The sequence below is a fragment of the Citrobacter sp. Cb080 genome, assembly GCF_030334745.1.
Classification (GTDB): domain Bacteria; phylum Pseudomonadota; class Gammaproteobacteria; order Enterobacterales; family Enterobacteriaceae; genus Citrobacter; species Citrobacter braakii.
In genome coordinates this window covers 16,333-40,880 of sequence record NZ_JAOWDG010000063.1, presented here as the reverse complement: position 1 = coordinate 40,880, position 24,548 = coordinate 16,333, and the positions used below count along the sequence as shown (strand labels likewise).

23 protein-coding genes, 1 tRNA gene and 1 pseudogene are annotated in these 24,548 nt (G+C 53.8%); 17 read left to right on the top strand and 8 right to left on the bottom strand.

Features of this window, described 5'->3' with window-relative positions:
- Positions 1–299 precede the first annotated feature (299 nt).
- The 12 genes from OGV38_RS11395 (at position 300) to mtr (ending at position 14,215) form a co-directional block, all read left to right on the top strand.
- Positions 300–376 (top strand) — tRNA-Met (locus tag OGV38_RS11395).
- Positions 377–583: 207 nt separating this feature from the next.
- Positions 584–1,036 carry a ribosome maturation factor RimP gene (gene rimP, locus OGV38_RS11390; protein ID WP_003024996.1) on the top strand — a complete coding sequence of 151 codons (453 nt, stop codon included), beginning with the start codon at positions 584–586 and terminating at the stop codon, positions 1,034–1,036.
- A gap of 28 nt (positions 1,037–1,064) precedes the next feature.
- A complete protein-coding gene (gene nusA, locus OGV38_RS11385; RefSeq protein WP_003024992.1) occupies positions 1,065–2,552 on the top strand; it encodes a transcription termination factor NusA in 1,488 nt (495 codons plus the stop codon).
- 24 nt (positions 2,553–2,576) lie between these two features.
- Positions 2,577–5,267 carry a translation initiation factor IF-2 gene (infB, locus tag OGV38_RS11380; RefSeq protein ID WP_286473321.1) on the top strand — a complete coding sequence of 897 codons (2,691 nt, stop codon included), beginning with the start codon at positions 2,577–2,579 and terminating at the stop codon, positions 5,265–5,267.
- Between the two features lie 220 nt (positions 5,268–5,487).
- Positions 5,488–5,892, top strand: a complete 405-nt coding sequence (rbfA, locus tag OGV38_RS11375; protein ID WP_003024988.1) for a 30S ribosome-binding factor RbfA — start codon at positions 5,488–5,490, stop codon at positions 5,890–5,892.
- Complete coding sequence (gene truB, locus OGV38_RS11370; protein WP_016157566.1) at positions 5,892–6,836, top strand: tRNA pseudouridine(55) synthase TruB; 945 nt, start codon at positions 5,892–5,894, stop codon at positions 6,834–6,836. Before rbfA ends, truB begins: the two co-directional genes overlap by 1 nt.
- Positions 6,837–7,108: 272 nt before the next feature.
- Entirely contained in the window at positions 7,109–7,378 is a 270-nt protein-coding gene (gene rpsO / locus OGV38_RS11365; RefSeq protein WP_000059465.1) for a 30S ribosomal protein S15, read from the top strand.
- Positions 7,379–7,624: 246 nt separating this feature from the next.
- The gene (gene pnp / locus OGV38_RS11360; protein WP_008785911.1) at positions 7,625–9,757 is read left to right on the top strand and encodes a polyribonucleotide nucleotidyltransferase; all 2,133 of its coding nucleotides are present in this window, start codon (positions 7,625–7,627) and stop codon (positions 9,755–9,757) included.
- Between the two features lie 109 nt (positions 9,758–9,866).
- Positions 9,867–10,751 carry a lipoprotein NlpI gene (nlpI, locus tag OGV38_RS11355; protein ID WP_003024982.1) on the top strand — a complete coding sequence of 295 codons (885 nt, stop codon included), beginning with the start codon at positions 9,867–9,869 and terminating at the stop codon, positions 10,749–10,751.
- Between the two features lie 106 nt (positions 10,752–10,857).
- Positions 10,858–10,938 carry a protein YrbN gene (yrbN, locus tag OGV38_RS11350; protein ID WP_010723222.1) on the top strand — a complete coding sequence of 27 codons (81 nt, stop codon included), beginning with the start codon at positions 10,858–10,860 and terminating at the stop codon, positions 10,936–10,938.
- Complete coding sequence (locus OGV38_RS11345) at positions 10,931–12,817, top strand: DEAD/DEAH family ATP-dependent RNA helicase (RefSeq protein WP_286473320.1); 1,887 nt, start codon at positions 10,931–10,933, stop codon at positions 12,815–12,817. Before yrbN ends, OGV38_RS11345 begins: the two co-directional genes overlap by 8 nt.
- A gap of 153 nt (positions 12,818–12,970) precedes the next feature.
- On the top strand, positions 12,971–14,215 hold the full coding sequence (mtr, locus tag OGV38_RS11340; RefSeq protein WP_286473319.1) for a tryptophan permease: 1,245 nt from the start codon (positions 12,971–12,973) through the stop codon (positions 14,213–14,215).
- An 89-nt stretch (positions 14,216–14,304) separates the two neighbouring features.
- On the opposite strand, the gene OGV38_RS11335 is transcribed toward mtr, so the two are convergent.
- From OGV38_RS11335 to ubiU, 3 genes are all read right to left on the bottom strand, one after another.
- A complete protein-coding gene (locus OGV38_RS11335; protein WP_286473318.1) occupies positions 14,305–15,312 on the bottom strand; it encodes a luciferase-like monooxygenase in 1,008 nt (335 codons plus the stop codon).
- Between the two features lie 80 nt (positions 15,313–15,392).
- Positions 15,393–16,271, bottom strand: a complete 879-nt coding sequence (locus OGV38_RS11330; protein WP_286473317.1) for a U32 family peptidase — start codon at positions 16,269–16,271, stop codon at positions 15,393–15,395.
- 8 nt (positions 16,272–16,279) lie between these two features.
- On the bottom strand, positions 16,280–17,275 hold the full coding sequence (gene ubiU / locus OGV38_RS11325) for a ubiquinone anaerobic biosynthesis protein UbiU (protein WP_016154661.1): 996 nt from the start codon (positions 17,273–17,275) through the stop codon (positions 16,280–16,282).
- 219 nt (positions 17,276–17,494) lie between these two features.
- On the opposite strand from ubiU, the gene ubiT reads away from it, so the two are divergent.
- Together ubiT and OGV38_RS11315 are read left to right on the top strand one after the other, a co-directional pair.
- Positions 17,495–18,019: a ubiquinone anaerobic biosynthesis accessory factor UbiT gene (ubiT, locus tag OGV38_RS11320; protein WP_016154660.1), complete on the top strand. Its 525-nt coding sequence runs from the start codon at positions 17,495–17,497 to the stop codon at positions 18,017–18,019.
- Positions 18,013–18,516, top strand: coding sequence for a GNAT family N-acetyltransferase (locus OGV38_RS11315; protein ID WP_016157563.1), 504 nt, complete (start codon positions 18,013–18,015; stop codon positions 18,514–18,516). The genes ubiT and OGV38_RS11315 overlap by 7 nt, the downstream gene beginning before the upstream one ends.
- Here the strand turns inward: OGV38_RS11315 and OGV38_RS11310 are convergent.
- Positions 18,503–18,812 (bottom strand): annotated as a pseudogene (locus tag OGV38_RS11310) (GIY-YIG nuclease family protein). The gene OGV38_RS11315 and the pseudogene OGV38_RS11310 sit on opposite strands and share 14 nt — an antisense overlap.
- Before the next feature lie 43 nt (positions 18,813–18,855).
- On the opposite strand from OGV38_RS11310, the gene OGV38_RS11305 reads away from it, so the two are divergent.
- Positions 18,856–19,284 (top strand): YhbP family protein, encoded by a 429-nt coding sequence (locus OGV38_RS11305; RefSeq protein ID WP_185654418.1) that lies wholly within the window; start codon positions 18,856–18,858, stop codon positions 19,282–19,284.
- A gap of 37 nt (positions 19,285–19,321) precedes the next feature.
- Positions 19,322–19,957, top strand: a complete 636-nt coding sequence (locus OGV38_RS11300; protein WP_016154656.1) for an NAD(P)H-binding protein — start codon at positions 19,322–19,324, stop codon at positions 19,955–19,957.
- Between the two features lie 49 nt (positions 19,958–20,006).
- Here OGV38_RS11300 and dolP read toward each other — a convergent pair whose 3' ends face one another.
- Genes dolP through OGV38_RS11280 form a run of 4 tightly spaced genes read right to left on the bottom strand, consistent with a single transcriptional unit; the run spans position 20,007 to position 23,621 of the window.
- A complete protein-coding gene (gene dolP, locus OGV38_RS11295) occupies positions 20,007–20,582 on the bottom strand; it encodes a division/outer membrane stress-associated lipid-binding lipoprotein (protein WP_003024954.1) in 576 nt (191 codons plus the stop codon).
- A 9-nt stretch (positions 20,583–20,591) separates the two neighbouring features.
- On the bottom strand, positions 20,592–21,182 hold the full coding sequence (gene diaA / locus OGV38_RS11290; protein ID WP_003024948.1) for a DnaA initiator-associating protein DiaA: 591 nt from the start codon (positions 21,180–21,182) through the stop codon (positions 20,592–20,594).
- A 34-nt stretch (positions 21,183–21,216) separates the two neighbouring features.
- Positions 21,217–21,612, bottom strand: coding sequence for a YraN family protein (locus OGV38_RS11285; RefSeq protein WP_019077774.1), 396 nt, complete (start codon positions 21,610–21,612; stop codon positions 21,217–21,219).
- Entirely contained in the window at positions 21,570–23,621 is a 2,052-nt protein-coding gene (locus OGV38_RS11280; RefSeq protein WP_046275524.1) for a penicillin-binding protein activator, read from the bottom strand. The genes OGV38_RS11285 and OGV38_RS11280 overlap by 43 nt, the downstream gene beginning before the upstream one ends.
- Before the next feature lie 63 nt (positions 23,622–23,684).
- Here OGV38_RS11280 and rsmI point away from each other — a divergent pair, with 63 nt between their 5' ends.
- Positions 23,685–24,548 (top strand): 16S rRNA (cytidine(1402)-2'-O)-methyltransferase, encoded by an 864-nt coding sequence (gene rsmI, locus OGV38_RS11275; protein WP_155574408.1) that lies wholly within the window; start codon positions 23,685–23,687, stop codon positions 24,546–24,548.

Here is a 24,548-nt window from a genome sequence, read left to right as displayed (position 1 = left end):
TCGGCTTATTATACTAATTGCATTTTTATGCAAAATAAGTGAGTTTTCATTTAATCATCTTTTCTGGATGACAGGAAGAGTTTAGTGATAATTTCGTTAAATAACGGCGCGGGTGACACATTTATCTGGTCGAATATTCGCTGGGCAGCATTCATTGATTTGCATAGTCGTAACAAGGTTGACATACCGCATAGTGAATCAATATACTGTGCGCAGATTTTACGTCCCGTCCTCGGTACCAAATCCCAGCAGTATTTGCATTTTTTACCCAAAACGAGTAAAATTTGCCACGTTTCAGGCGCGGGGTGGAGCAGCCTGGTAGCTCGTCGGGCTCATAACCCGAAGGTCGTCGGTTCAAATCCGGCCCCCGCAACCACTTTCCCTTAGAGTTCTTTTTCAAATATACTGTGAAGACTTAGGCCTTCGTAGCTGGATTTGAAAAAAATTCTTTCGGAAGGTTTTCCGAACCGCAGGTGCGGTTATAGGGTTCAGTTATATAAAGCCCCGATTTATCGGGGTTTTTTGTTATCTGACTACAGAATAACTGGGCTTTAGGCCCTTTTTTTATGTCTTGGGGGTGGGCTTGTCCACATTAGAGCAAAAATTAACAGAGATGATTACAGCGCCAGTTGAAGCCCTGGGCTACGAGTTGGTCGGCATCGAATTTATTCGTGGTCGCACATCCACACTGCGCATCTATATTGATAGTGAAGATGGCATCAATGTTGATGATTGTGCTGATGTGAGCCATCAGGTAAGCGCCGTGATGGATGTCGAAGACCCAATCACCGTTGCCTACAACCTGGAAGTCTCCTCTCCGGGTCTCGACCGTCCTCTGTTCACAGCTGAACACTACGTGCGTTTCCTGGGTGAAGAAGTGACGCTGGTTCTTCGTATGGCGGTACAAAACCGTCGTAAATGGCAGGGCGTTATCAAAGCGGTGGATGGTGAGATGATCACGGTCACAGTCGAAGGTAAAGATGAAGTGTTCGCGCTGAGTAATATCCAGAAGGCGAACCTGGTTCCCCACTTTTAACAGTCTGGATTGAGGTGAAAAGCCCGCGATGAACAAAGAAATTTTGGCTGTTGTTGAAGCCGTATCCAACGAAAAAGCGCTGCCACGCGAGAAAATTTTTGAAGCGCTGGAAAGTGCGCTGGCTACAGCAACAAAGAAAAAATATGAGCAAGAGATCGACGTTCGCGTAGAAATCGATCGTAAAAGCGGTGATTTCGATACCTTCCGTCGTTGGGTAATCGTAGAAGAAGTTACTCAGCCGACCAAAGAAATTACGCTGGAAGCGGCACGCTTCGAAGACGAAAGCCTGAACGTGGGCGAATATGTTGAAGATCAGATTGAATCTGTCACCTTTGACCGTATCACCACCCAGACCGCGAAACAGGTTATCGTACAGAAAGTACGTGAAGCCGAACGCGCAATGGTTGTCGATCAGTTCCGCGAACACGAAGGCGAAATCGTCACCGGTGTGGTGAAGAAAGTTAACCGCGACAATATTTCTCTGGATTTGGGCAGCAATGCTGAAGCCGTGATCCTGCGTGAAGACATGCTGCCGCGTGAAAACTTCCGCCCAGGTGACCGTATCCGTGGCGTTCTTTACTCTGTACGCCCGGAAGCGCGCGGTGCCCAGCTGTTCGTAACCCGTTCCAAACCGGAAATGCTGATAGAGCTGTTCCGCATTGAAGTGCCGGAAATTGGCGAAGAAGTGATCGAAATTAAAGCGGCTGCTCGCGATCCAGGTTCACGTGCGAAAATCGCCGTTAAGACCAACGACAAGCGTATTGATCCGGTCGGCGCCTGTGTGGGTATGCGCGGTGCGCGCGTTCAGGCGGTTTCTACCGAGCTGGGCGGCGAGCGTATCGATATCGTCCTGTGGGATGATAATCCGGCGCAGTTCGTGATTAACGCAATGGCGCCAGCAGACGTCGCTTCTATCGTGGTGGATGAAGACAAACACACCATGGATATCGCGGTTGAAGCCGGTAACCTGGCTCAGGCGATTGGACGTAATGGTCAGAACGTCCGCCTGGCTTCACAACTGAGCGGTTGGGAACTCAACGTGATGACCGTTGATGACCTGCAGGCGAAGCATCAGGCTGAAGCACATGCAGCCATTGATACCTTCACCAAATATCTCGATATCGATGAAGATTTCGCGACAGTTCTGGTGGAAGAAGGTTTTGCGACGCTGGAAGAACTGGCCTACGTGCCAATGAAAGAGCTGCTGGAAATTGACGGCCTGGATGAACAGACCGTTGAAGCGCTGCGCGAGCGTGCTAAAAACGCACTGACCACTCTGGCACTGGCCCAGGAAGAAAGTCTCGGTGATAACAAACCGGCTGACGATCTGCTGAATCTGGAAGGATTGGATCGTGAGATGGCCTTCAAACTGGCTGCCCGTGGTGTTTGTACGCTGGAAGATCTCGCTGAACAGGGCATTGATGATCTGGCTGATATCGAAGGGTTGACCGACGAAAAAGCCGGTGAGCTGATTATGGCTGCCCGTAATATTTGCTGGTTCGGCGACGAAGCGTAATAAACTGTAGCAGGAAGGAACAGTATGACAGATGTAACCGTAAAAACGCTGGCTGCAGAGATACAGACCTCCGTGGATCGCCTGGTACAGCAATTTGCTGATGCAGGTATCCCGAAGTCTGCTGACGACTCTGTGTCCACACAAGAGAAACAAACCTTACTGGCGCATCTGAACCGTGAAAACGGCTCAGCGCCCGATAAGTTGACATTGCAGCGCAAAACGCGCAGTACTCTCAATATTCCAGGTACCGGTGGAAAAAGCAAATCGGTACAAATCGAAGTCCGCAAGACACGCACCTTTGTGAAACGCGATCCGCAAGAGGCTGAACGCCTTGCCGCGGAAGAGCAGGCGCAGCGTGAAGCGGAAGAGCAAGCCCGTCGTGAGGCAGAAGAAGCTGCCAAACGCGAGGCGCAACAAAAAGCCGAACGTGAGGCCGCAGAACAAGCTAAGCGTGAAGCCGCTGATAAAGCGAAACGTGAAGCTGCGGAAAAAGACAAAGTGAGCAATCAACAGACCGACGATATGACTAAAACCGCCCAGGCCGAAAAAGCCCGCCGTGAAAATGAAGCCGCAGAACTGAAGCGTAAAGCGGAAGAAGAAGCACGTCGCAAGCTTGAAGAAGAAGCGCGCCGCGTAGCGGAAGAAGCTCGCCGTATGGCGGAAGAAAACGAGAAGAATGGTGTGAATAACGCTGAACCTGTTGAAGATACCAGCGATTATCACGTCACCACCTCTCAGCATGCTCGCCAGGCAGAAGACGAGAACGATCGTGAAGTAGAAGGCGGTCGTGGTCGTACTCGCAGCACGAAAGCAGCGCGTCCGGCGAAGAAAGGTAACAAACACGCTGAATCTAAAGCTGACCGTGAAGAAGCGCGTGCAGCGGTTCGCGGCGGTAAAGGCGGTAAGCAGCGTAAAGGTTCCGCTCTGCAGCAGGGCTTCCAGAAGCCGGCTCAGGCCGTTAACCGTGACGTTGTGATCGGCGAAACCATCACCGTTGGCGATCTGGCGAACAAGATGGCAGTCAAAGGTTCCCAGGTCATCAAAGCGATGATGAAGCTGGGCGCAATGGCGACCATTAACCAGGTCATCGACCAGGAAACCGCACAGCTGGTTGCCGAAGAGATGGGCCACAAAGTTATCCTGCGTCGTGAAAACGAGCTGGAAGAAGCAGTAATGAGCGACCGTGACACCGGCGCTGCGGCAGAACCGCGCGCACCGGTAGTGACCATCATGGGTCACGTTGACCACGGTAAAACGTCTCTGCTGGACTACATTCGCTCCACGAAAGTTGCCTCTGGCGAAGCGGGCGGCATTACTCAGCACATCGGTGCGTACCATGTTGAAACTGACAACGGTATGATCACCTTCCTGGATACCCCGGGTCACGCCGCGTTTACCTCCATGCGTGCTCGTGGTGCTCAGGCAACGGATATCGTTGTTCTGGTTGTTGCAGCAGATGACGGCGTGATGCCGCAGACTATCGAAGCTATCCAGCACGCGAAAGCGGCAGGTGTGCCGGTAGTGGTTGCAGTCAACAAAATCGATAAACCAGAAGCGGATCCAGATCGCGTTAAAAACGAACTGTCCCAGTACGGCATCATGCCGGAAGATTGGGGCGGCGAGAGCCAGTTCGTCCACGTTTCTGCGAAAGCGGGTACCGGTATCGACGAACTGCTGGATGCTATCCTGTTGCAGGCCGAAGTACTGGAACTGAAAGCTGTGCGTAAAGGTATGGCGAGCGGTGCGGTTATCGAATCCTTCCTGGATAAAGGTCGTGGTCCGGTTGCTACCGTGCTGGTACGTGAAGGTACGCTGAACAAAGGCGACATCGTACTGTGTGGTTTCGAATACGGCCGCGTTCGCGCGATGCGTAACGAACTGGGTCAGGAAGTACTGGAAGCGGGTCCGTCCATTCCGGTGGAAATCCTGGGTCTGTCCGGTGTTCCGGCTGCGGGTGACGAAGTTACCGTTGTTCGTGACGAGAAGAAAGCCCGTGAAGTTGCACTGTACCGTCAGGGCAAATTCCGTGAAGTTAAACTGGCTCGTCAGCAGAAATCTAAACTGGAGAACATGTTCGCCAACATGACCGAAGGCGAAGTTCACGAAGTGAACATCGTTCTGAAGGCCGATGTTCAGGGTTCTGTAGAAGCGATTTCCGACTCTTTACTGAAACTGTCTACCGACGAAGTAAAAGTGAAGATTATCGGTTCTGGCGTAGGTGGTATCACCGAAACCGACGCGACCCTGGCTGCGGCATCCAACGCGATTCTGGTTGGCTTCAACGTCCGTGCTGATGCCTCTGCACGTAAAGTTATCGAATCAGAAAGCCTGGATCTGCGTTACTACTCCGTCATCTATCATCTGATCGACGAAGTGAAAGCAGCGATGAGCGGCATGCTGTCTCCGGAACTGAAACAGCAGATCATTGGTCTGGCTGAAGTTCGTGATGTGTTCAAATCACCGAAATTCGGCGCTATCGCAGGCTGTATGGTTACCGAAGGCGCGATTAAACGTCACAACCCAATCCGCGTACTGCGCGACAACGTGGTTATCTATGAAGGCGAGCTGGAATCCCTGCGCCGCTTCAAGGATGACGTCAACGAAGTCCGTAACGGCATGGAATGTGGTATCGGCGTTAAGAACTACAACGACGTTCGCGTTGGCGATATGATTGAAGTGTTCGAGATTATCGAGATCAAACGTACCATCGCATAATCTTCGTCGTCTTTTGGGCCGCAACTGCGTTGGCTGCGCTCGCTCACCCCGGTCACATAGTTATCTATGCTCCCGGGGATTAACGAGTTTGCCGCCTTGCTGCAACCCAAAATCCTTAGAAGATGATTAAGTGTAGGCTGGGGAAGCGAAGCGCCACCCGGCAAGAAATTTAAAAAGGGGCTTATGGCCCCTTTTTTGTCTTTATTCTGGAGAATTTATTATGGCGAAAGAATTTGGTCGCCCACAACGTGTCGCGCAGGAGATGCAGAAAGAAATCGCACTCATCCTGCAGCGCGAAATCAAAGACCCGCGTGTTGGTATGATGACCACCGTATCGGGTGTTGAGATGTCCCGTGACCTGGCATACGCTAAAGTGTTCGTGACTTTCCTTAACGATCAGGACGAAGCTGCCGTGAAAAACGGCATTAAGGCACTGCAGGAAGCCTCTGGTTTTATCCGCTCTCTGCTGGGTAAAGCAATGCGTCTGCGTATCGTGCCTGAGCTGACCTTTTTCTACGACAATTCGTTAGTTGAAGGGATGCGCATGTCCAACCTGGTGACCAGCGTGGTGAAACATGACGATGAGCGTCGTGTGAACCCAGCGGACGACAGCAAGGAGGACTGATGAGTCGTCCTCGTCGTCGTGGTCGCGACATTCACGGTGTTCTGCTGCTGGATAAGCCGCAGGGCATGTCCAGCAATGACGTACTGCAAAAAGTAAAGCGCATCTACAATGCCAACCGCGCGGGACATACCGGCGCGCTGGATCCGCTGGCAACAGGCATGCTGCCTATCTGCCTCGGTGAAGCGACTAAGTTTTCCCAGTATTTGCTGGATTCTGACAAACGCTATCGTGTGGTTGCCCGTCTGGGCCAGCGTACCGACACCTCCGATGCCGATGGGCAAATCGTGCAGGAGCGTCCGGTAACCTTCAGCGCAGAGCAGCTTGCGAGCGCGCTGGAGACTTTCCGCGGCGATATCGAGCAGATTCCGTCAATGTATTCGGCACTGAAGTACCAGGGTAAAAAGCTGTACGAATATGCGCGTCAGGGCATTGAAGTGCCGCGTGAAGCGCGCCCGATTACCGTCTATGAGCTGCTGTTTATTCGCCACGAAGGTAACGAGCTGGAGCTGGAAGTTCACTGCTCCAAAGGCACTTATATTCGCACCATCGTTGACGATCTCGGTGAGAAGCTGGGCTGCGGCGCGCACGTAACGTATCTGCGTCGTCTGACGGTCAGCAAGTATCCGGTGGATCGTATGGTTACGCTGGAACATCTGCATGCGCTGGTTGAACAGGCCGAACAGCAGAACATTCCGGCGGCGCAGCTGCTTGATCCTTTGCTGATGCCAATGGACAGTCCTGCATCGGACTACCCTGTTGTTAATTTGCCTTTAACATCCTCGGTTTACTTTAAAAATGGTAACCCGGTACGGACGTCAGGTGCGCCGCTTGAAGGGCTGGTGCGCGTGACGGAAGGCGATGACGGCAAGTTTATCGGCATGGGGGAGATGGACGATGAAGGTCGTGTCGCCCCTCGTCGCCTGGTGGTTGAGTATCCTGCATAGCGCTCTCTGTCTTGCGATAAAAGGGCGCTGCGAGTAGAATACTGCCGCTTAACGTCGCGTAAATTGTTTAACAATCTGCGTGACGTGTACACAAAATCATTCGAGCTGCATCAAGGCGGCAGGTCTGAGGATCCTCAGGAGCTTACTCAGGTAAGTGACCGAGGTGAGCGGACACAGCCAGCGCAGGGTCAGTTTGAAGAAGGCGTGTATACACTGGGATAGCTGAATTAGAGATCGGCATCCTTTCATTCTTAACACTTTGGAGTTTTAAAATGTCTCTAAGTACTGAAGCTACCGCTAAAATCGTTTCTGAGTTTGGTCGTGATGCAAACGACACCGGTTCTACCGATGTTCAGGTTGCTCTGTTGACTGCACAGATTAACCACCTGCAGGGCCACTTTGCAGAGCACAAAAAAGATCACCACAGCCGTCGTGGTCTGCTGCGCATGGTTTCTCAGCGTCGTAAACTGCTCGACTACCTGAAACGTAAAGATGTTGCACGTTACACCGCGCTGATCGAGCGTCTGGGTCTGCGTCGCTAATTCTTTCGAGTTTCAGAAAGAGGGGGCCTTCATGGCCCCTTTTTTCCAGCAGATGGCAGCAATTCGCTGGAAACTAATGTATTGTTGCTATGAATGATCTTCCGTTGCAGAGGTTCGCGCGGCTAATGAGAGGCTTTACTCATGCTTATGGGTTAGGGTTGTCATTAGTCGCGAGGATGCGCAGAAGATCGGGTATTAACGATGGCGCAAAAATGTGTCGTCAAAAAATAGAGAAAGGATATTAATTTGCTTAATCCGATCGTTCGTAAATTCCAGTACGGTCAGCATACCGTTACGCTGGAAACCGGCATGATGGCGCGTCAGGCGACTGCCGCTGTTATGGTTAGCATGGATGACACTGCGGTATTCGTTACCGTTGTTGGCCAGAAAAAAGCGAAACCAGGCCAGGACTTTTTCCCACTGACCGTTAACTATCAGGAGCGTACCTACGCTGCTGGCCGTATCCCGGGTAGCTTCTTCCGTCGTGAAGGCCGTCCGAGTGAAGGCGAAACTCTGATCGCGCGTCTGATTGACCGCCCGGTTCGCCCGCTGTTCCCGGAAGGCTTCGTTAACGAAGTTCAGGTTATCGCGACCGTTGTTTCCGTTAACCCGCAGGTTAACCCGGATATCGTGGCAATGATTGGTGCATCTGCTGCGCTGACTCTGTCTGGTATCCCGTTCAACGGCCCGATCGGTGCTGCACGTGTTGGTTACATCAATGACCAGTACGTACTGAACCCGACTCAGGACGAACTGAAAGAAAGCAAGCTGGACCTGGTTGTTGCTGGTACTGAAGCTGCCGTACTGATGGTTGAATCCGAAGCTGAACTGCTGAGCGAAGACCAGATGCTGGGCGCTGTAGTATTCGGCCACGAACAGCAGCAGGTTGTTATTCAGGCTATCAACGAGCTGGCGAAAGAAGCTGGCAAACCGCGTTGGGACTGGCAGCCAGAAGCCGTCAACGAAGCGCTGAACGCACGCGTTGCCGCACTGGCAGAAGCTCGTCTGAGCGATGCTTACCGTATCACCGACAAACAAGAGCGTTACGCTCAGGTTGACGTGATCAAATCTGAAACCATCGCAACTCTGGTGGCTGAAGACGAAACCCTGGACGCTAACGAACTGGGTGAAATCCTGCACGCTATCGAGAAAAATGTTGTTCGCAGCCGCGTACTGGCAGGCGAGCCGCGCATCGATGGTCGTGAAAAAGACATGATCCGTGGTCTGGACGTGCGTACTGGCGTTCTGCCGCGTACCCACGGTTCCGCACTGTTCACCCGTGGTGAAACTCAGGCGCTGGTTACTGCGACCCTGGGCACCACTCGTGATGCGCAGAACCTTGACGAGCTGATGGGCGAGCGTACTGACAACTTCCTGTTCCACTACAACTTCCCTCCGTACTGCGTAGGTGAAACCGGTATGGTCGGTTCTCCGAAGCGTCGTGAGATTGGTCACGGTCGTCTGGCGAAGCGTGGCGTACTGGCAGTGATGCCGGAACTGGATAAATTCCCGTACACCGTACGTGTGGTTTCTGAAATCACCGAATCTAACGGTTCTTCTTCCATGGCTTCCGTATGTGGTGCTTCTCTGGCGCTGATGGACGCAGGCGTGCCGATCAAAGCTGCCGTTGCGGGTATCGCGATGGGTCTGGTGAAAGAAGGCGACAACTTTGTTGTTCTGTCTGACATCCTGGGCGACGAAGACCACCTGGGCGATATGGACTTCAAAGTGGCGGGTTCCCGCGACGGTATCTCTGCACTGCAGATGGATATCAAAATTGAAGGTATCACCAAAGAGATCATGCAGGTTGCTCTGAACCAGGCTAAAGGTGCGCGTCTGCACATCCTGGGTGTGATGGAACAAGCGATCAACGCACCGCGTGGTGATATTTCTCAGTTCGCTCCGCGTATCCACACCATCAAGATCAGCCCGGACAAGATCAAAGACGTTATCGGTAAAGGCGGTTCTGTTATCCGTGCTCTGACCGAAGAAACCGGCACCACCATTGAAATTGAAGATGATGGTACTGTGAAGATTGCTGCGACCGACGGCGAGAAAGCGAAATATGCTATCCGTCGTATCGAAGAGATCACCGCAGAGATCGAAGTAGGCCGTATCTACAATGGTAAAGTGACCCGTATCGTTGACTTTGGCGCATTCGTTGCCATTGGTGGCGGTAAAGAAGGTCTGGTACACATCTCTCAGATCGCTGACAAACGCGTTGAGAAAGTGACCGATTACCTGCAGATGGGCCAGGAAGTACCGGTCAAAGTTCTGGAAGTAGATCGCCAGGGCCGTGTACGTCTGAGCATTAAAGAAGCAACTGAGCAGTCTCAGCCTGCAGGCGAACCGGAAGCTCCGGCAAGCCAGGGCGAGTAAGGTTGCCATTGCCCTCCGTGAAAGCGGAGGGCTTTTAACCCGGCAGGACGCCTTGTTAGCAACCGGGGAACCTGGACGTTCATTCAATCGTTGTCTTCGGGAGTGGGAAATGAAGCCTTTTTTGCGCTGGTGTTTCGTTGCGACAGCACTCACGCTGGCTGGATGCAGTAATTCCGCCTGGCGTAAGAGTGAAGTCCTCGCAGTACCATTGCAACCGACTTTGCAGCAGGAAGTGATTCTGGCACGTATGGAACAAATTCTTGCCAGTCGGGCTTTAACCGATGACGAACGCGCACAGCTTTTATATGAGCGCGGAGTGTTGTATGATAGTCTCGGTCTGAGGGCACTGGCGCGAAATGATTTTTCACAAGCGCTGGCAATCCGACCAGATATGCCTGAAGTATTCAATTACTTAGGTATATATTTAACGCAGGCAGGCAATTTTGATGCTGCCTATGAAGCGTTTGATTCTGTACTTGAGCTTGATCCAACTTACAACTACGCGCACTTAAATCGCGGTATCGCATTGTATTACGGCGGTCGCGACAAGTTAGCGCAAGATGATCTGCTAGCGTTTTATCAAGACGATCCCAATGATCCTTTCCGTAGTCTGTGGCTTTATCTCGCCGAGCAGAAGCTCGATGAGAAGCAGGCTAAAGAAGCGTTAAAGCAACGCTTTGAGAAATCGGATAAAGAGCAATGGGGATGGAACATTGTCGAGTTCTACCTGGGCAACATTAGCGAAGCAACGCTGATGGAACGCCTAAAGGCGGACGCAACGGATAACACCTCGCTCGCTGAGCATCTCAGTGAAACCAACTTCTATTTAGGTAAGTACTACCTAAGTCTGGGGGATTTGGATAACGCTACGGCATTGTTCAAACTGGCGGTGGCTAACAACGTTCATAACTTTGTTGAGCACCGATACGCATTGTTGGAATTATCGCTCCTGGGCCAGGACCAAGATGACCTGGCAGAATCGGACCAGCAATAGCTGACGTACACATCAGCCCGTAATCTTTTTTGATTGCCATCACCTTCACGGGTGAGGGCGTTGTTGTTCGTTAATACACCTACTTTGAGCCGGTTCACACTTTTCAATGAAAATTGCAGATCAATTTCATGATGAGTTATGTAGACTGGCCGCCATTAATTTTGAGGCACACGTACTACATGGCTGAATTCGAAACCACTTTTGCAGATCTGGGCCTGAAGGCTCCTATCCTTGAAGCCCTTACCGATCTGGGTTACGAAAAACCATCTCCAATCCAGGCAGAGTGCATTCCGCATCTGCTGGGCGGCCGCGATGTTCTGGGTATGGCCCAGACGGGTAGCGGCAAAACTGCAGCGTTCTCTTTACCGCTGCTCAACAATCTTGATCCTGAGCTGAAGGCACCTCAGATTCTGGTGCTGGCACCGACCCGCGAACTGGCGGTTCAGGTTGCAGAAGCCATGACGGATTTTTCTAAACACATGCGCGGCGTGAACGTGGTTGCCCTGTACGGTGGCCAACGTTATGACGTGCAATTACGTGCCCTGCGTCAGGGACCACAGATCGTTGTCGGTACGCCGGGCCGTCTGCTGGACCACCTGAAGCGCGGTACTCTGGACCTCTCCAAACTGAGCGGTCTGGTACTGGACGAAGCTGATGAAATGCTGCGTATGGGCTTCATCGAAGACGTTGAAACCATCATGGCGCAGATCCCGGAAGGTCATCAGACCGCTCTGTTCTCCGCGACTATGCCGGAAGCGATTCGTCGTATTACCCGCCGCTTTATGAAAGAGCCGCAGGAAGTACGCATTCAGTCCAGCGTAACTACCCGTCCTGACATCAGCCAGAGCTACTGGACCGTCTGGGGCATGCGTAAAAATGAAGCGCTGGTGCGTTTCCTGGAAGCAGAAGACTTTGATGCGGCGATTATCTTCGTTCGTACCAAAAATGCGACCCTGGAAGTGGCAGAAGCGCTGGAGCGTAGCGGTTATAGCAGCGCTGCACTGAACGGCGACATGAACCAGTCCCTGCGTGAGCAGACTCTGGAGCGTCTGAAAGATGGCCGTCTGGATATTCTGATTGCTACCGACGTTGCGGCCCGTGGCCTGGACGTTGAGCGTATCAGCTTGGTTGTTAACTACGACATCCCGATGGATTCCGAATCTTACGTTCACCGTATCGGCCGTACCGGTCGTGCGGGCCGTGCGGGTCGTGCGCTGCTGTTCGTTGAGAACCGTGAGCGTCGTCTGCTGCGTAACATCGAACGCACCATGAAGCTGACTATTCCGGAAGTAGAACTGCCGAACGCAGACCTGCTGGGCAAACGCCGTCTGGAAAAATTCGCCGCTAAAGTACAGCAGCAGCTGGAAAGCAGCGATCTGGATCAGTACCGTGCTCTGCTGGCGAAAATGCAGCCGGAAGAAGAACTGGATATCGAAACGCTGGCAGCCGCACTGTTGAAAATGGCTCAGGGCGAACGTCCGCTGATCCTGCCGCCAGATGCGCCGATGCGTCCGAAACGCGAATTCCGCGACCGTGACGATCGTGGTCCGCGTGACCGCAACGATCGTGGCCCGCGTGGTGACCGTAATGAGCGTGGTGGTGAAGACCGTCCGCGTCGTGAACGTCGTGACGTTGGCGATATGCAGCTGTACCGCATTGAAGTGGGCCGTGATGACGGTGTTGAAGTCCGTCATATCGTTGGTGCGATTGCTAACGAAGGCGATATCAGCAGCCGTTACATCGGTAACATCAAGCTGTTTGCTTCCCACTCAACCATCGAGCTGCCGAAAGGTATGCCGGGCGACGTGCTGCAGCACTTTACCCGTACTCGCATCCTGAACAAGCCGATGAACATGCAGCTGGTTGGCGATGCAGTTCCGCACACCGGTGGTGAGCGTCGTGGCGGTGGCCGTTTCAGCGGTGAGCGTCGTGAAGGCGGTCGTAGCGAAGGTCGTCGTTTCAGCGGCGAACGTCGTGAAGGCAACCGCGGTCCGCGTCGTGACGATTCTTCTGCTCCGCGTCGTGATGATTCCGCTGGTCGTCGTCGTTTCGGTGGTGATGCGTAATCCATGCGAAATTACGGTTTAATACCGTAAAGTAAAATATACAGCCCCGATCTCAATAATCGGGGCTTTTTTTATTTCATTTGTACTCGTGTACTGGTACAGTGCAGCACATTGAAATGTAGTCACAATATAAATGACTGGAGAGATGGCTAAATGGCAACACTAACCACCACCCAAACGTCACCTTCGCTGCTTGGCGGCGTGGTGATCATCGGCGGCACCATTATTGGCGCGGGGATGTTTTCTCTGCCAGTGGTCATGTCCGGGGCGTGGTTCTTCTGGTCAATGGCGGCGCTGATCTTCACCTGGTTTTGCATGCTGCACTCCGGGCTGATGATCCTTGAAGCTAACCTCAATTACCGCATTGGTTCCAGCTTTGACACCATCACGAAAGATCTGCTGGGCAAAGGCTGGAACGTTGTGAACGGCATCTCGATTGCTTTCGTTCTCTATATCCTTACCTATGCGTATATCTCGGCGAGTGGTTCGATCCTGCATCACACCTTCTCGGAGATGTCGCTGAACGTTCCGGCGCGTGCGGCGGGTCTTGGTTTTGCGCTGCTGGTGGCGTTCGTGGTGTGGTTAAGCACCAAAGCGGTTAGCCGCATGACGGCGATTGTGCTGGGCGCGAAGGTGATTACTTTTTTCCTGACCTTCGGCAGTCTGCTGGGGCATGTTACGCCCACGACGCTGTTTAACGTGGCGCAGAGCAACGCTTCGTATACGCCTTACCTGCTGATGACGTTACCGTTCTGCCTGGCCTCATTCGGCTATCACGGCAACGTCCCGAGCCTGATGAAGTATTACGGCAAAGATCCGAAGACCATCGTTAAGTGCCTGGTGTACGGCACGCTGCTGGCGCTGGTGCTGTATACCGTATGGTTGCTGGGGACGATGGGTAACATCCCGCGTCCGGAATTTATCGGTATTGCGCAGCAGGGCGGTAACATTGATGTGCTGGTACAGGCGCTGAGCGGCGTGCTGAACAGCCGCAGTCTGGATCTGCTGCTGGTGGTGTTCTCCAACTTTGCGGTGGCGAGTTCATTCCTCGGGGTCACGCTCGGTCTGTTTGACTATTTGGCGGATCTGTTTGGCTTTGATGACTCGGCAATGGGACGTTTTAAAACGGCATTGCTGACGTTTGCCCCGCCGATTGTCGGTGGCCTGCTGTGGCCGAACGGTTTCCTGTACGCCATTGGCTATGCAGGGCTTGCCGCGACCATCTGGGCCGCCATTGTTCCGGCGCTGCTGGCCCGTAAATCCCGCGAGCGTTTCGGCAGCCCGAAATTCCGTGTCTGGGGCGGCAAGCCGATGATTGCGCTGATCCTGGTATTCGGCATCGGCAACGCGGTTATCCATATTCTGTCGAGCGTGAATTTGTTGCCTGTGTACCAGTAACCTTTTAGTGCCGGATGGCGGTTGCGCCTTATCCGGCCTATACGATCTCGTAAGCCCGGTAAGCGAAGCGCCACCGGGCAAAACAACGATTACCCCACCAACTCTTCTTTCACCTGCATCGCCAGGTCAAACGAATGTAGCCGTGCCTGATGATCAAAAATCTGGCCGTTAACCATAATTTCATCGGCCTGGGTTTCACGCAAAATGGCGTCGAGACCGTGTCGCACTTTCGCCTTATCACCAACCAGCGACATGCTCAGAGCCTGTTGTACGCCGTACTGCTCGGAAGCGGACCACAGCTGATGCATATTCTCTACCGGTGGCGGTAGCTGGCCGGTTTCGCCACGACGCAGTTTCACAAACGCCTGCTGCATTGAGGTGAAAAGAAATTCGGCATCGCGGTTGCTGTCGGCGGCAATGATGTTGATGCACACCATCGCATACGGCTTTGCCAGACGCGCTGAGGGCTTGAACTGGGTGCGATACAGATGCAGCGCCTGATGCAACATATCCGGAGCAAAGTGCGAGGCGAAGGCAAATGGCAGGCAGAGCTGGGCTGCCAGCTGTGCGCTGTACAGGCTGGAGCCTAATAACCAGACCGGGATCTGCTCGCCGTAGCCGGGAACCGGGCGTACATGAGGATTTGGATCGCGGGCGTCGAACCAGTCCACCAGTTCAGCTACGTCGCGCGGGAAGTTATCGATATCACCACTCATATGGCGGCGCAACGCGCGCATGGTCGGCTGGTCGCTACCCGGCGCGCGGCCAAGCCCGAGATCGATTCGCCCCGGATACAGCGTATTCAGGGTACCGAACTGCTCGGCGATCACCAGCGGCGAATGGTTGGGCAGCATAACGCCGCCAGAACCAAGATGCAGCGTGGTGGTATTGGCAGCCAGATAGCCAATCAGCACAGAGGTCGCCGCGCTGGCGATGCCGGTCATGTTGTGATGTTCTGCCAGCCAGTAGCGGTGGTAGCCGCGCTTTTCGGCCAGTCGAGCGAGATCAAGCGAGTGTGTGAAGGCCTCTTTTGCCGAAGATCCTTCAGGGATCGGCGCCAGATCCAGCACCGAGAACGGAATAGTTTTGTCAGTCATAACGGCTCACTTTGTTACCGGTTAATCTTTTAATACTGCATTAAAGATTAGCGAATGTTGTTAACAAAGTGAGCTATTAATCACGGCTGTAGTTCAAGACCTGCCAGCCGTTTCCAGTAGCCGTTGCAGTCGCTGTGGGCAGCAAGCGGCAATGGGGCAGTGCCATTTTCATTGGCGCGGAAGGCATCAAGCATGGCGAACGTGTCGTTGCCTGAAGGGGACAGACGCACAATATCAACCAGACCCTGCATCGATGTCAACTCGTTGCCGAGGTTGTAAACATAGCCGCTCATAGTCTGGATGCCGTTGAGGACAAAGACCTGCTGATTCTCCTGCGACAGCACATCGCGCCCATTCGGGTATTTGATGCAGCAGGTTTCACACTCGTCTTTTGGACGGTCTTCAGAGCGTGCGGTAAAGCAGCGGGCAGAGTACGCCAGCGGCAGATGCCCGTAGCTCAGTACCTCTACTTCAAACTGATTGCGAATACCCAGCTCTTCACACTGGTTAAGCAGATTGACCAGCCAGTCACGGGACAGTTCTACCGGCATACACCAGCGCACCATGCCCTGCCTGAGCAGCAAACGCAGGGTTACCGCGTTGTAGCAGTTGAGCGCATGCCCGGCGACAAACGGCAGCTTACGCTCGGCACACATGTTTACCACGCCGAGATCGCTGGCTTCCAGCAGGAAGTCGCCGTTTTCGACATAGCGCTTCAGTTCTCCCAGCTCAGAGGAGGCCTGCACCAGCGCCAGCGTTGACAGCACCACCTGTTTACCGCTGCCAGCGAGCGATTTCGCCATATCGATCCAGTCGCCTACTTTGGTAGCGCGGCGTTTACTGCACACCGCTTCGCCAAGATAGATAAGGTCGGCCTGGCTGGTGGCGGCCTGCTGATAAAAATCTTCCAGCGTTTCTTTCGGCCAGTACCACAGCACCGGCCCTAAGGAATATTTCATTGCTTCTCTCACTGCCATTTACGGTGATACGCGCCAAGCGTGGTCTGCGTGCCTTCGGACATTGAACCGAGCGTTTCCATCCACGCGGCCTGTGGGGCGTAGTTTTGCGGGTCGGCCATACAGCGGTCGATCGCCTGGCGCCACACTTTCGCCACCTGGCTGACGTAGGCCGGGCTACGCTGACGCCCTTCGATTTTCACCGAGGCAATATTGGCCGCCAGCAGTTCTGGCAGCAGCTCCAGCGTATTCAGGCTGGTGGGTTCTTCCAGCGCATGATAGCGCTCGCCATCAACCAGATAGCGGCCTTTACACAGCGTCGGATAACCGGCGTTTTCTCCGTCCTGATAGCGGTCGATCAGCACTTCATTAAGACGGGATTCCAGCCCTTGTTGGGTCTGCTGCCAGCGAACAAAACGGGCAGGAGAGCAGGCGCCAACCGTATTAGGAGACTCGCCCGTCAGATAGGATGAAAGATAGCAGCGGCCTTCCGCCATAATGCACAGACTGCCAAAGGCGAACACTTCCAGGGGAACTGGCGTGACGCGAGCGAGCTGCTTCACCTGGTGAATAGACAGTACGCGCGGCAGTACCACGCGGGCGACATCAAAGTTGCGATGATAGAAATTAATCGCCTCTTCATTGGTTGCGGATGCCTGAACAGAGACATGACGCTCAATATGCGGGTAGCGCTCTGCGGCATACTCAAGCATGGCGAGGTCGGCGAGGATCAGCGCATCCGCACCCAGTTGCGCCGCCATATCTACGGCACGTTGCCAGCGCGCGTAACCATCCGGATGCGCAAAGGTGTTAATCGCGATGTGCAGCTTACGGCGGTGCTGATGGACAAAACTCACCGCTTCCTGCAATTTTTTCTCGGTAAAATTAAGGCCGGCGAAATGACGGGCGTTGGTATCATCTTTCAGCCCGATGTAGACCGCATCAGCGCCGTTCTCGATGGCCGCCTTAAGCGCCGGGAGGTTTCCGGCAGGGCAGAGCAGCTCCATAATTTATCCTGAACGTTGCGCCGTAAAGGGCGCAGAAATGTTAACGAAGAGGGATTTTAGTTAACCTTGCTGAGACAATTTTTGATTTGAGGCAGTTAAAGTCGTATTGGTGATACCAATAAGAGGTAACAATTTCGTAGCGAATTGTTGATTTATGCCGCTATGTCGTTTATTTGATATGGCAAAATAGCAGGATAATTGAAACAGGGAGTAAAGCTCGTGTTGGATAAACTGCGTTCACGCTTAGTACATTTTGGTCCTTCTCTGATGAGTGTACCGGTTAAACTGACGCCCTTTGCGCTGAAGCGCCAGGTTCTGGAGCAGGTCCTGAGCTGGCAGTTTAGTCAGGCGCTGGCCGATGGGGAGCTGGAGTTTCTCGACGGTCGCTGGCTGAGCATTCATGTGCGTGACATTGGCCTTAAATGGTATACCTCTGTTGAGAACGATAAACTTATCGTCAGCCAGAATGCAGAGGCGGATGTGAGTTTTAGCGCGGATGCCAGCGATCTCCTGATGATCGCGGCGCGTAAGCAGGATCCGGATACGCTGTTCTTCCAGCGTCGCCTGGTGATTGAAGGTGATACAGAATTAGGGCTGTATGTTAAAAATCTGATGGACGCCATCGAACTGGATCAGATGCCTAAAGCGTTGCGCGTCATGCTGATGCAGTTGGCGGATTTTGTTGAGGCGGGAATGAAAACGTCGCCAGAAACCAAACAGACTTCGGTAGGTGAGCCATGCTGATTCGAGTTGAAATTCCCATTGATGCCCCAGGTATTGATGCATTGCTGCGTCGTTCATTTGAGAGCGATGCGGAAGCGAAATTAGTGCACGACCTGCGTGAAGACGGTTTCATAACGCTGGGTCTGGTTGCTACCGATGACGAAGGTCAGGTAGTGGGTTACGTCGCGTTCAGCCCTGTCGATGTCCAGGGCGAAGACCTGCAATGGGTCGGCATGGCGCCGCTCGCGGTGGATGAAAACTACCGTGGACAGGGCCTGGCGCGTCAGCTGGTCTATGAAGGACTCGATTCCCTGAACGAGTTTGGTTACGCCGCGGTGGTTACGCTGGGCGATCCGGCGCTGTACAGCCGCTTTGGTTTTGAGCTGGCTGCCCATCATGACCTGCGTTGCCGCTGGCCGGGCACCGAAAGCGCGTTCCAGGTTCATCGCCTGGCGGACGATGCGCTGGAGGGTGTGACGGGCCTTGTGGAATACCACGACTACTTCAATCGTTTTTAAGCGCCGGGGGTTTGCAGGCTGCTCAGTAGTGCCTCAAGCCCTTCGCCTTCAACAAGGCGCTCTTTCTGCCGCTTTGTAAGCTGTTTGACGCGATATTCTAAGCGCAGGGCCAGCGAACGGTCGCCGACCTGAGCCGCAAATGCCAACGTGAGTTCCCCCTTTCCGCGCAGCGCCTTCGCGCCTTTCCCACTTTGATGCTGCTTATAGCGGCGCTGCACATCGGTGGTTATTCCGGTGTATAAGGCGTTGTCCGCAGTACGGATCAGGTACAGATACCAGGGTGTCATTGTCACCATCGACGTGATAATTTTCAGGCCTACAGTATAAAAGAGAACAGAAATGGAAACACTGACTGCGGTGACCCGCTGGCTGGCAAAGCAGCACGTCGTGACCTGGTGTGTACATCATGACGGTGAATTATGGTGCGCCAATGCGTTTTACCTTTTTGATGCGCAGAAGATGGTGTTCTATGTGCTGACCGAAGAGAAAACGCGCCATGCGCAGATGTCCGGGCCGCGCGCGCCGATTGCCGGCACGATAAATGGTCAGCCCAAAACGGTCGCCCTGATTCGTGGCGTACAGTTTAAAGGGGAAATCCGGCGTCTTGAAGGGCAGGAGAGTGAAGCCGCGCGTAATGCCTACAACCGCCGTTTCCCGGTTGCCAGAATGCTGCCTGCGCCCGTGTGGGAGATTCGACTGGATGAAGTCAAATTCACGGACAACACGCTGGGCTTTGGCAAAAAAATGCACTGGCAACGTGATCTATAGTTAATAGAGTGATTAAAGAGTCAGGGGAAGATTAGCGATGAGTCAGGTGTTAATAACAGGCGCAACGGGGCTGGTAGGCGGAAATTTGCTGCGTATGCTGCTCAATGAGCCCCGGGTCAATGCCATCACGGCACCGACGCGTCGACCGCTGGCTGATACGGCTGGCGTCTATAATCCCTATGATCCGCAGCTAACCGATGCGCTGGCGCAGGTCACCGATCCGGTAGATATTGTCTTTTGTTGTCTGGGAACCACCCGGCGTGAAGCGGGTAGCAAAGAAGCGTTTATCCATGCTGACTATACGCTGGTGGTGGACACGGCCCTGACGGGGCGTCGGTTGGGCGCTCAGCATATGCTGGTGGTCAGTTCGATGGGTGCCAATGCCAATTCACCGTTTTTTTATAACCGGGTGAAAGGGGAAATGGAGCAGGCGCTGATCGCGCAAAATTGGCCGCGGCTGACGATTGTTCGGCCTTCAATGTTACTCGGAGAACGGGATAAACAGCGGGCGAATGAGAGGTTTTTAGCGCCGTTATTTCGGCTGCTGCCGGGGAACTGGAAGTCGATTGAGGCGCGTGATGTAGCCCGGGCTATGCTGGCGGAGGCACTGGCACCTGGACATGAAGGCGTTTCGATCCTGACCTCTTCCGAACTGCGCGAAAGAGCCAAATAAAATGCCGGAGAGGACGCTCTGGCGTCCCCATCCGGCATTTGTAGCAGTCTTACTTAATAAACGTAAAAGCCGTCGTGACGCGTTTCACGCCGCTTACCCGGCTGGCGATGTCTGCCGCAGCCTTCGCTTCACGTTCAGTCACCAGACCCAACAGGAACACTTCCCCGTTTTCGGTGGTGACTTTCACGTTAGAGGATTTCACCTGATCGCTGGTCAGCAACTGGGAACGTACTTTAGTGGTTATCCAGGTATCGTTAGACGCATCGCCCAGGCCGATTGGCTGACCCTGACGGATCTCATTAAAGACCTCAGTGGTACCTTCTACACCCATCGCAATCTGTTTTGCCCGCGCAGACAGTTCGCTATTTGGCGACTGACCGACCAGCAGCACTTTACCCTGATACGCGCTCACGTTGATACGCGCCTCTTTCTTGATCTGGGCATCTTTCGACAACGCGGTATTGACGCGTAATTCCAGGGTTCCGTCATCTACCTGGGTGCCTACACTGCGAGGATCCGTCGCGGCTTTGGTGCCGACAGCAGCAGTTCCGACAACGGCGGCAGCGACACAGCCTTGCAGTAGCAGGGCAGCGATAATCACAGCAAGCGGCGAAAATGCCTTCATGTGTACTCCTTAATCATCCTGGTGAGGGAAAAGCGTGTTATCGATGAGATCGCAAAGGCAGTTGACCGTCAGCATATGCATTTCCTGAACGCGGGCGCTGTGGTGTGAAGGGATACGGATTTCAACATCCTGCGGCCCCAGTAACCCGGCCAGCTCCCCTCCGTCATACCCGGTCAGTGCGACAATTGTCATGTCGCGTGTCACGGCGGCTTCAACGGCTTTTACGATATCGCGGCTATTACCACGCGTAGAGATTGCCAGCAGAACATCACCTGCATGTCCCAGCGCACGGACTTGTTTTGCATAAACTTCATCGTGCAGGCGATCGTTGGCAATCGCAGTTAAGACCACATTATCAGTATTTAGTGCAATCGCAGGTAAACTTGGGCGCTCTGTTTCAAAACGATTGATCATGCTGGCAGCAAAATGCTGTGCGTTGGCAGCGGACGTCCCATTACCACAACAGAGAATTTTGTTGCCATTGAGCAGGGACTGAACCAGCGTCATGGCTGCACGGGAGATCGCATCCGGAAGTGCTTCAGCCGCAGCTATCTGAGTTTGAATGCTTTCTGTAAAGCAGACTTTAATTCTATCTAACACGCTAATCCTTAAGAACCAGGCTCTGAATCTTCAACTATGAGCGGTCGTTGAACGCGTCCTTAAACCACTCAACATCATTTCCGGTGAAGGCTAACACATCGAACCGGCAATCCACAGTATCAAAACTTCCATTGTGGCGCGCAAGCCACAAGCGGGCAGTCTGTAATAATTTGTGTTGTTTGCTCCGGGTCACACTCGCCGCTGCACCGCCAAACTGGGCTGAGCGCCGATAGCGAACCTCAACAAATACGGTGGTGTTGCCTTCACGCATTATCAGGTCGATTTCGCCGCCACGCTCATGCACGTTGGCGGCGATAAAATGCAGTCCCTTGCTCTGCAGCCAGTCACGCGCGGTGGATTCCCACGCGTCACCGGTCTGTTTACTCGTTAACTGGCGGGGACGACTTGTCCTTGCTGGTATTTGAGCCATGATAACTTCCTGTTAATCACACAATCCTGCGTTGCGGTTAAGGCTCCGGTGTTGCCGTTAATTTCGAAACCCTGCACCTGACGCATTTGCGAGAAGTGGTTGGCAAGCGACCAGGCATCGACGCCCATCGCGTACATACGTGCCAGCGAGTAGTCGTTACGAACCGCGCCCAGCGCCTGCTGCATGAGAGGGGCGTTAGCGCCTGCCAGCATCGGAATTTCGCTGTACTGCAAGCCTTCCATCTCCAGACGGAAATCCGGGCCGGCAGTTCCCTGCGCGCTACGGGAGCTGGCGTACAGCGTGGCACCGCTCTGGCTACCGTTGCGCATGGCGATCATCGGCTTTATAAATGCAATTTCTTCCGGCGTTGCCAGAATATATACGGCATCAACACGACCGCTGCCGCCGGTGATTTGCGCATCGGTAGGTGCTGCCGGAATGGTCAGACCGCCAATCGTCACGCCAGGCTGCGCGGGTACAGAAGAGGCCACTGGGCTGCCCGTCAGGGAGATCCCCGAGCCGCCGTTGACGCCCATTTTCAGCTCAGCGGTGGAGCCGAACTTCTGCTGCAGCACCACGCCGCCACCCAGTTTTTGCCACTCCTGTGCAAAGGCGTTGGCAACGCGATCGCCTAACGAACTCCGCGGGATCAACAACAGCGGCGTCTGTTTTCCTTGATCGCGAATGTGGCGTGCTGCGTCGCGCGCTTCATCTTCTGGCGACAGAGCGAAGTAGCAGACGTTCGGCAGGTTTTTCACCGACTCCGGCTGATTAAGCGCCAGGACGTTTAATGGCGTGTTGCTTTTCATCAGCTCTTCAACATTGTTCTTCAACAGTGGGCCAACCACGATGCTGGCGCCATCCTGCTGAACCTGAGTCAGGATCTGATTCAGCGGCTGTGATGACGTGTCGTAGATTTTCAGCTCCGCGGACGGATTCGCTGGTGCGCTGGCGGTTGTTGGCTGCGCAGGCGCTGTTGGTTGTGGAGCTGTAGCTTCTGGCTGTGCTGGCGTCTCGTTGGTCAGATCGCTTACTGACGCCTGAGCCGGGCTGGCAACACCGTCAGTCGTTTGCGGCTGTTCCGTGGTCGTCGCAGCCGCTGTATCCGCAGCAGGCGCGGCAACAGCAGGGTCCGCTACGGGTTGAGTACCCATATTTTTCGCAGCTTCAAAGCCTTGCTGAATAGTACGGCCAAACACCGCAGCCTGACCGTTCAGCGGCAGCAGCAGAGCAATTTTGCTGGTGGAAGCGGGTTTAAAGCTCTGCACGTTAACCAACTGCGTTGGCAATAGTTTTGCCCCCGGGTTTTGTGGATAACGTTTCTGCCAGTCAGCAATACCGGCTTTCATCATGTCTGGATCGTTACGGTTATCGAACCAGACGCGCTGGAGATCTAACCAGCCTTGCAGCACGTTTTCATCCGCATTGATGACCAGCGTCTGCGCTTGCTCCTGGGTCATGGATGACAGCGCCTGCCAGGTGGCATCCATGTTTTTCTGCTTAGCGTTCGCGGCCAGCAGCGGTTCCTGGGCGATCAGGGCGCGCAGTAAAGTCAGCGATGGACGACCCTGGTTGACGTCGATTTGCGCCTGCCAGTATCTCGCCTGCTGGTTTTGATCAAAATCGGCGGGGGTTAGCTTATCCAGCAGGGCCTGTGCGCCAGCGACATCTTTCTGCGCGAGCTTAATTTCGACGGCCAGCAGTGACTGCTCACGACGCTGGGTATCGCTTAGCTTCTGTGGTAGCTGGTTGAACAGCTCGAAAGCCTGCTGGCTCTTGCCTTCTTTCAGCAGTGCACGAATGGCGAGTAATTGCCAGTTGGTCTTGCTATCATCTGAGCTTTGCTGCATTTGTTGCAGATAAAAGCCGGAATCAGCCTGCGCAGTGCCCTGCATATGGGCTGCACTCTGGTCTGGTGCCTGGGTGCCACAGCCTGCGAAAATCAGTGCAGCCAGAATGACTGGTAGCGCGCGTGCGGCTTTCAAACGAGAAAATGTTGAGGGTACCATACTGTATCCAGTGATATTTTTTTACTCAATGCTCAATATTAAATCGGCAATACGGACGACACAATGAAACAACACGAATCGGCGGATAATTCTCAAGGCCAACTCTTTATTGTACCTACTCCTATAGGAAATTTGGCTGATATTACCCAACGAGCGCTCGAAGTTTTACAAGCCGTTGATTTGATTGCCGCTGAAGACACTCGTCATACAGGACTCTTGTTACAACACTTCGCGATTAACGCGCGTTTGTTCGCTTTACATGATCACAACGAGCAGCAAAAGGCCGAAACGCTGGTGGCGAAGCTTAAAGAAGGGCAAAACATTGCGCTGGTTTCTGATGCCGGAACGCCGCTGATTAACGATCCTGGCTACCATCTGGTACGGACCTGTCGCGAAGCAGGGATCCGCGTTGTTCCCCTGCCAGGCCCTTGCGCGGCGATTGCTGCCCTGAGCGCTGCAGGTCTGCCTTCAGACCGCTTTTGCTATGAAGGTTTTCTGCCTGCCAAATCGAAAGGGCGTCGTGATGCGATGAAAGCCATTGAGACTGAACCGCGTACGCTTATTTTTTATGAATCCACCCACCGTTTGCTGGATAGCCTGGAAGACATGGTTGCCGTCTGGGGCGAATCCCGCTACGTGGTGTTGGCGCGTGAGTTGACCAAAACCTGGGAAACCATTCACGGCGCGCCGGTCGGCGAACTGCTGGCGTGGGTCAAGGAAGATGAAAATCGTCGAAAAGGCGAAATGGTGCTGATTGTCGAAGGACACAAAGCGCAAGAAGACGACCTTCCGGCCGATGCGCTGCGTACGCTGGCCTTATTGCAGGCAGAGCTGCCGCTGAAAAAGGCCGCCGCACTGGCCGCTGAGATCCACGGCGTGAAGAAGAATGCGCTGTATAAGTACGCGCTGGAACAGCAGGGGGAGTAA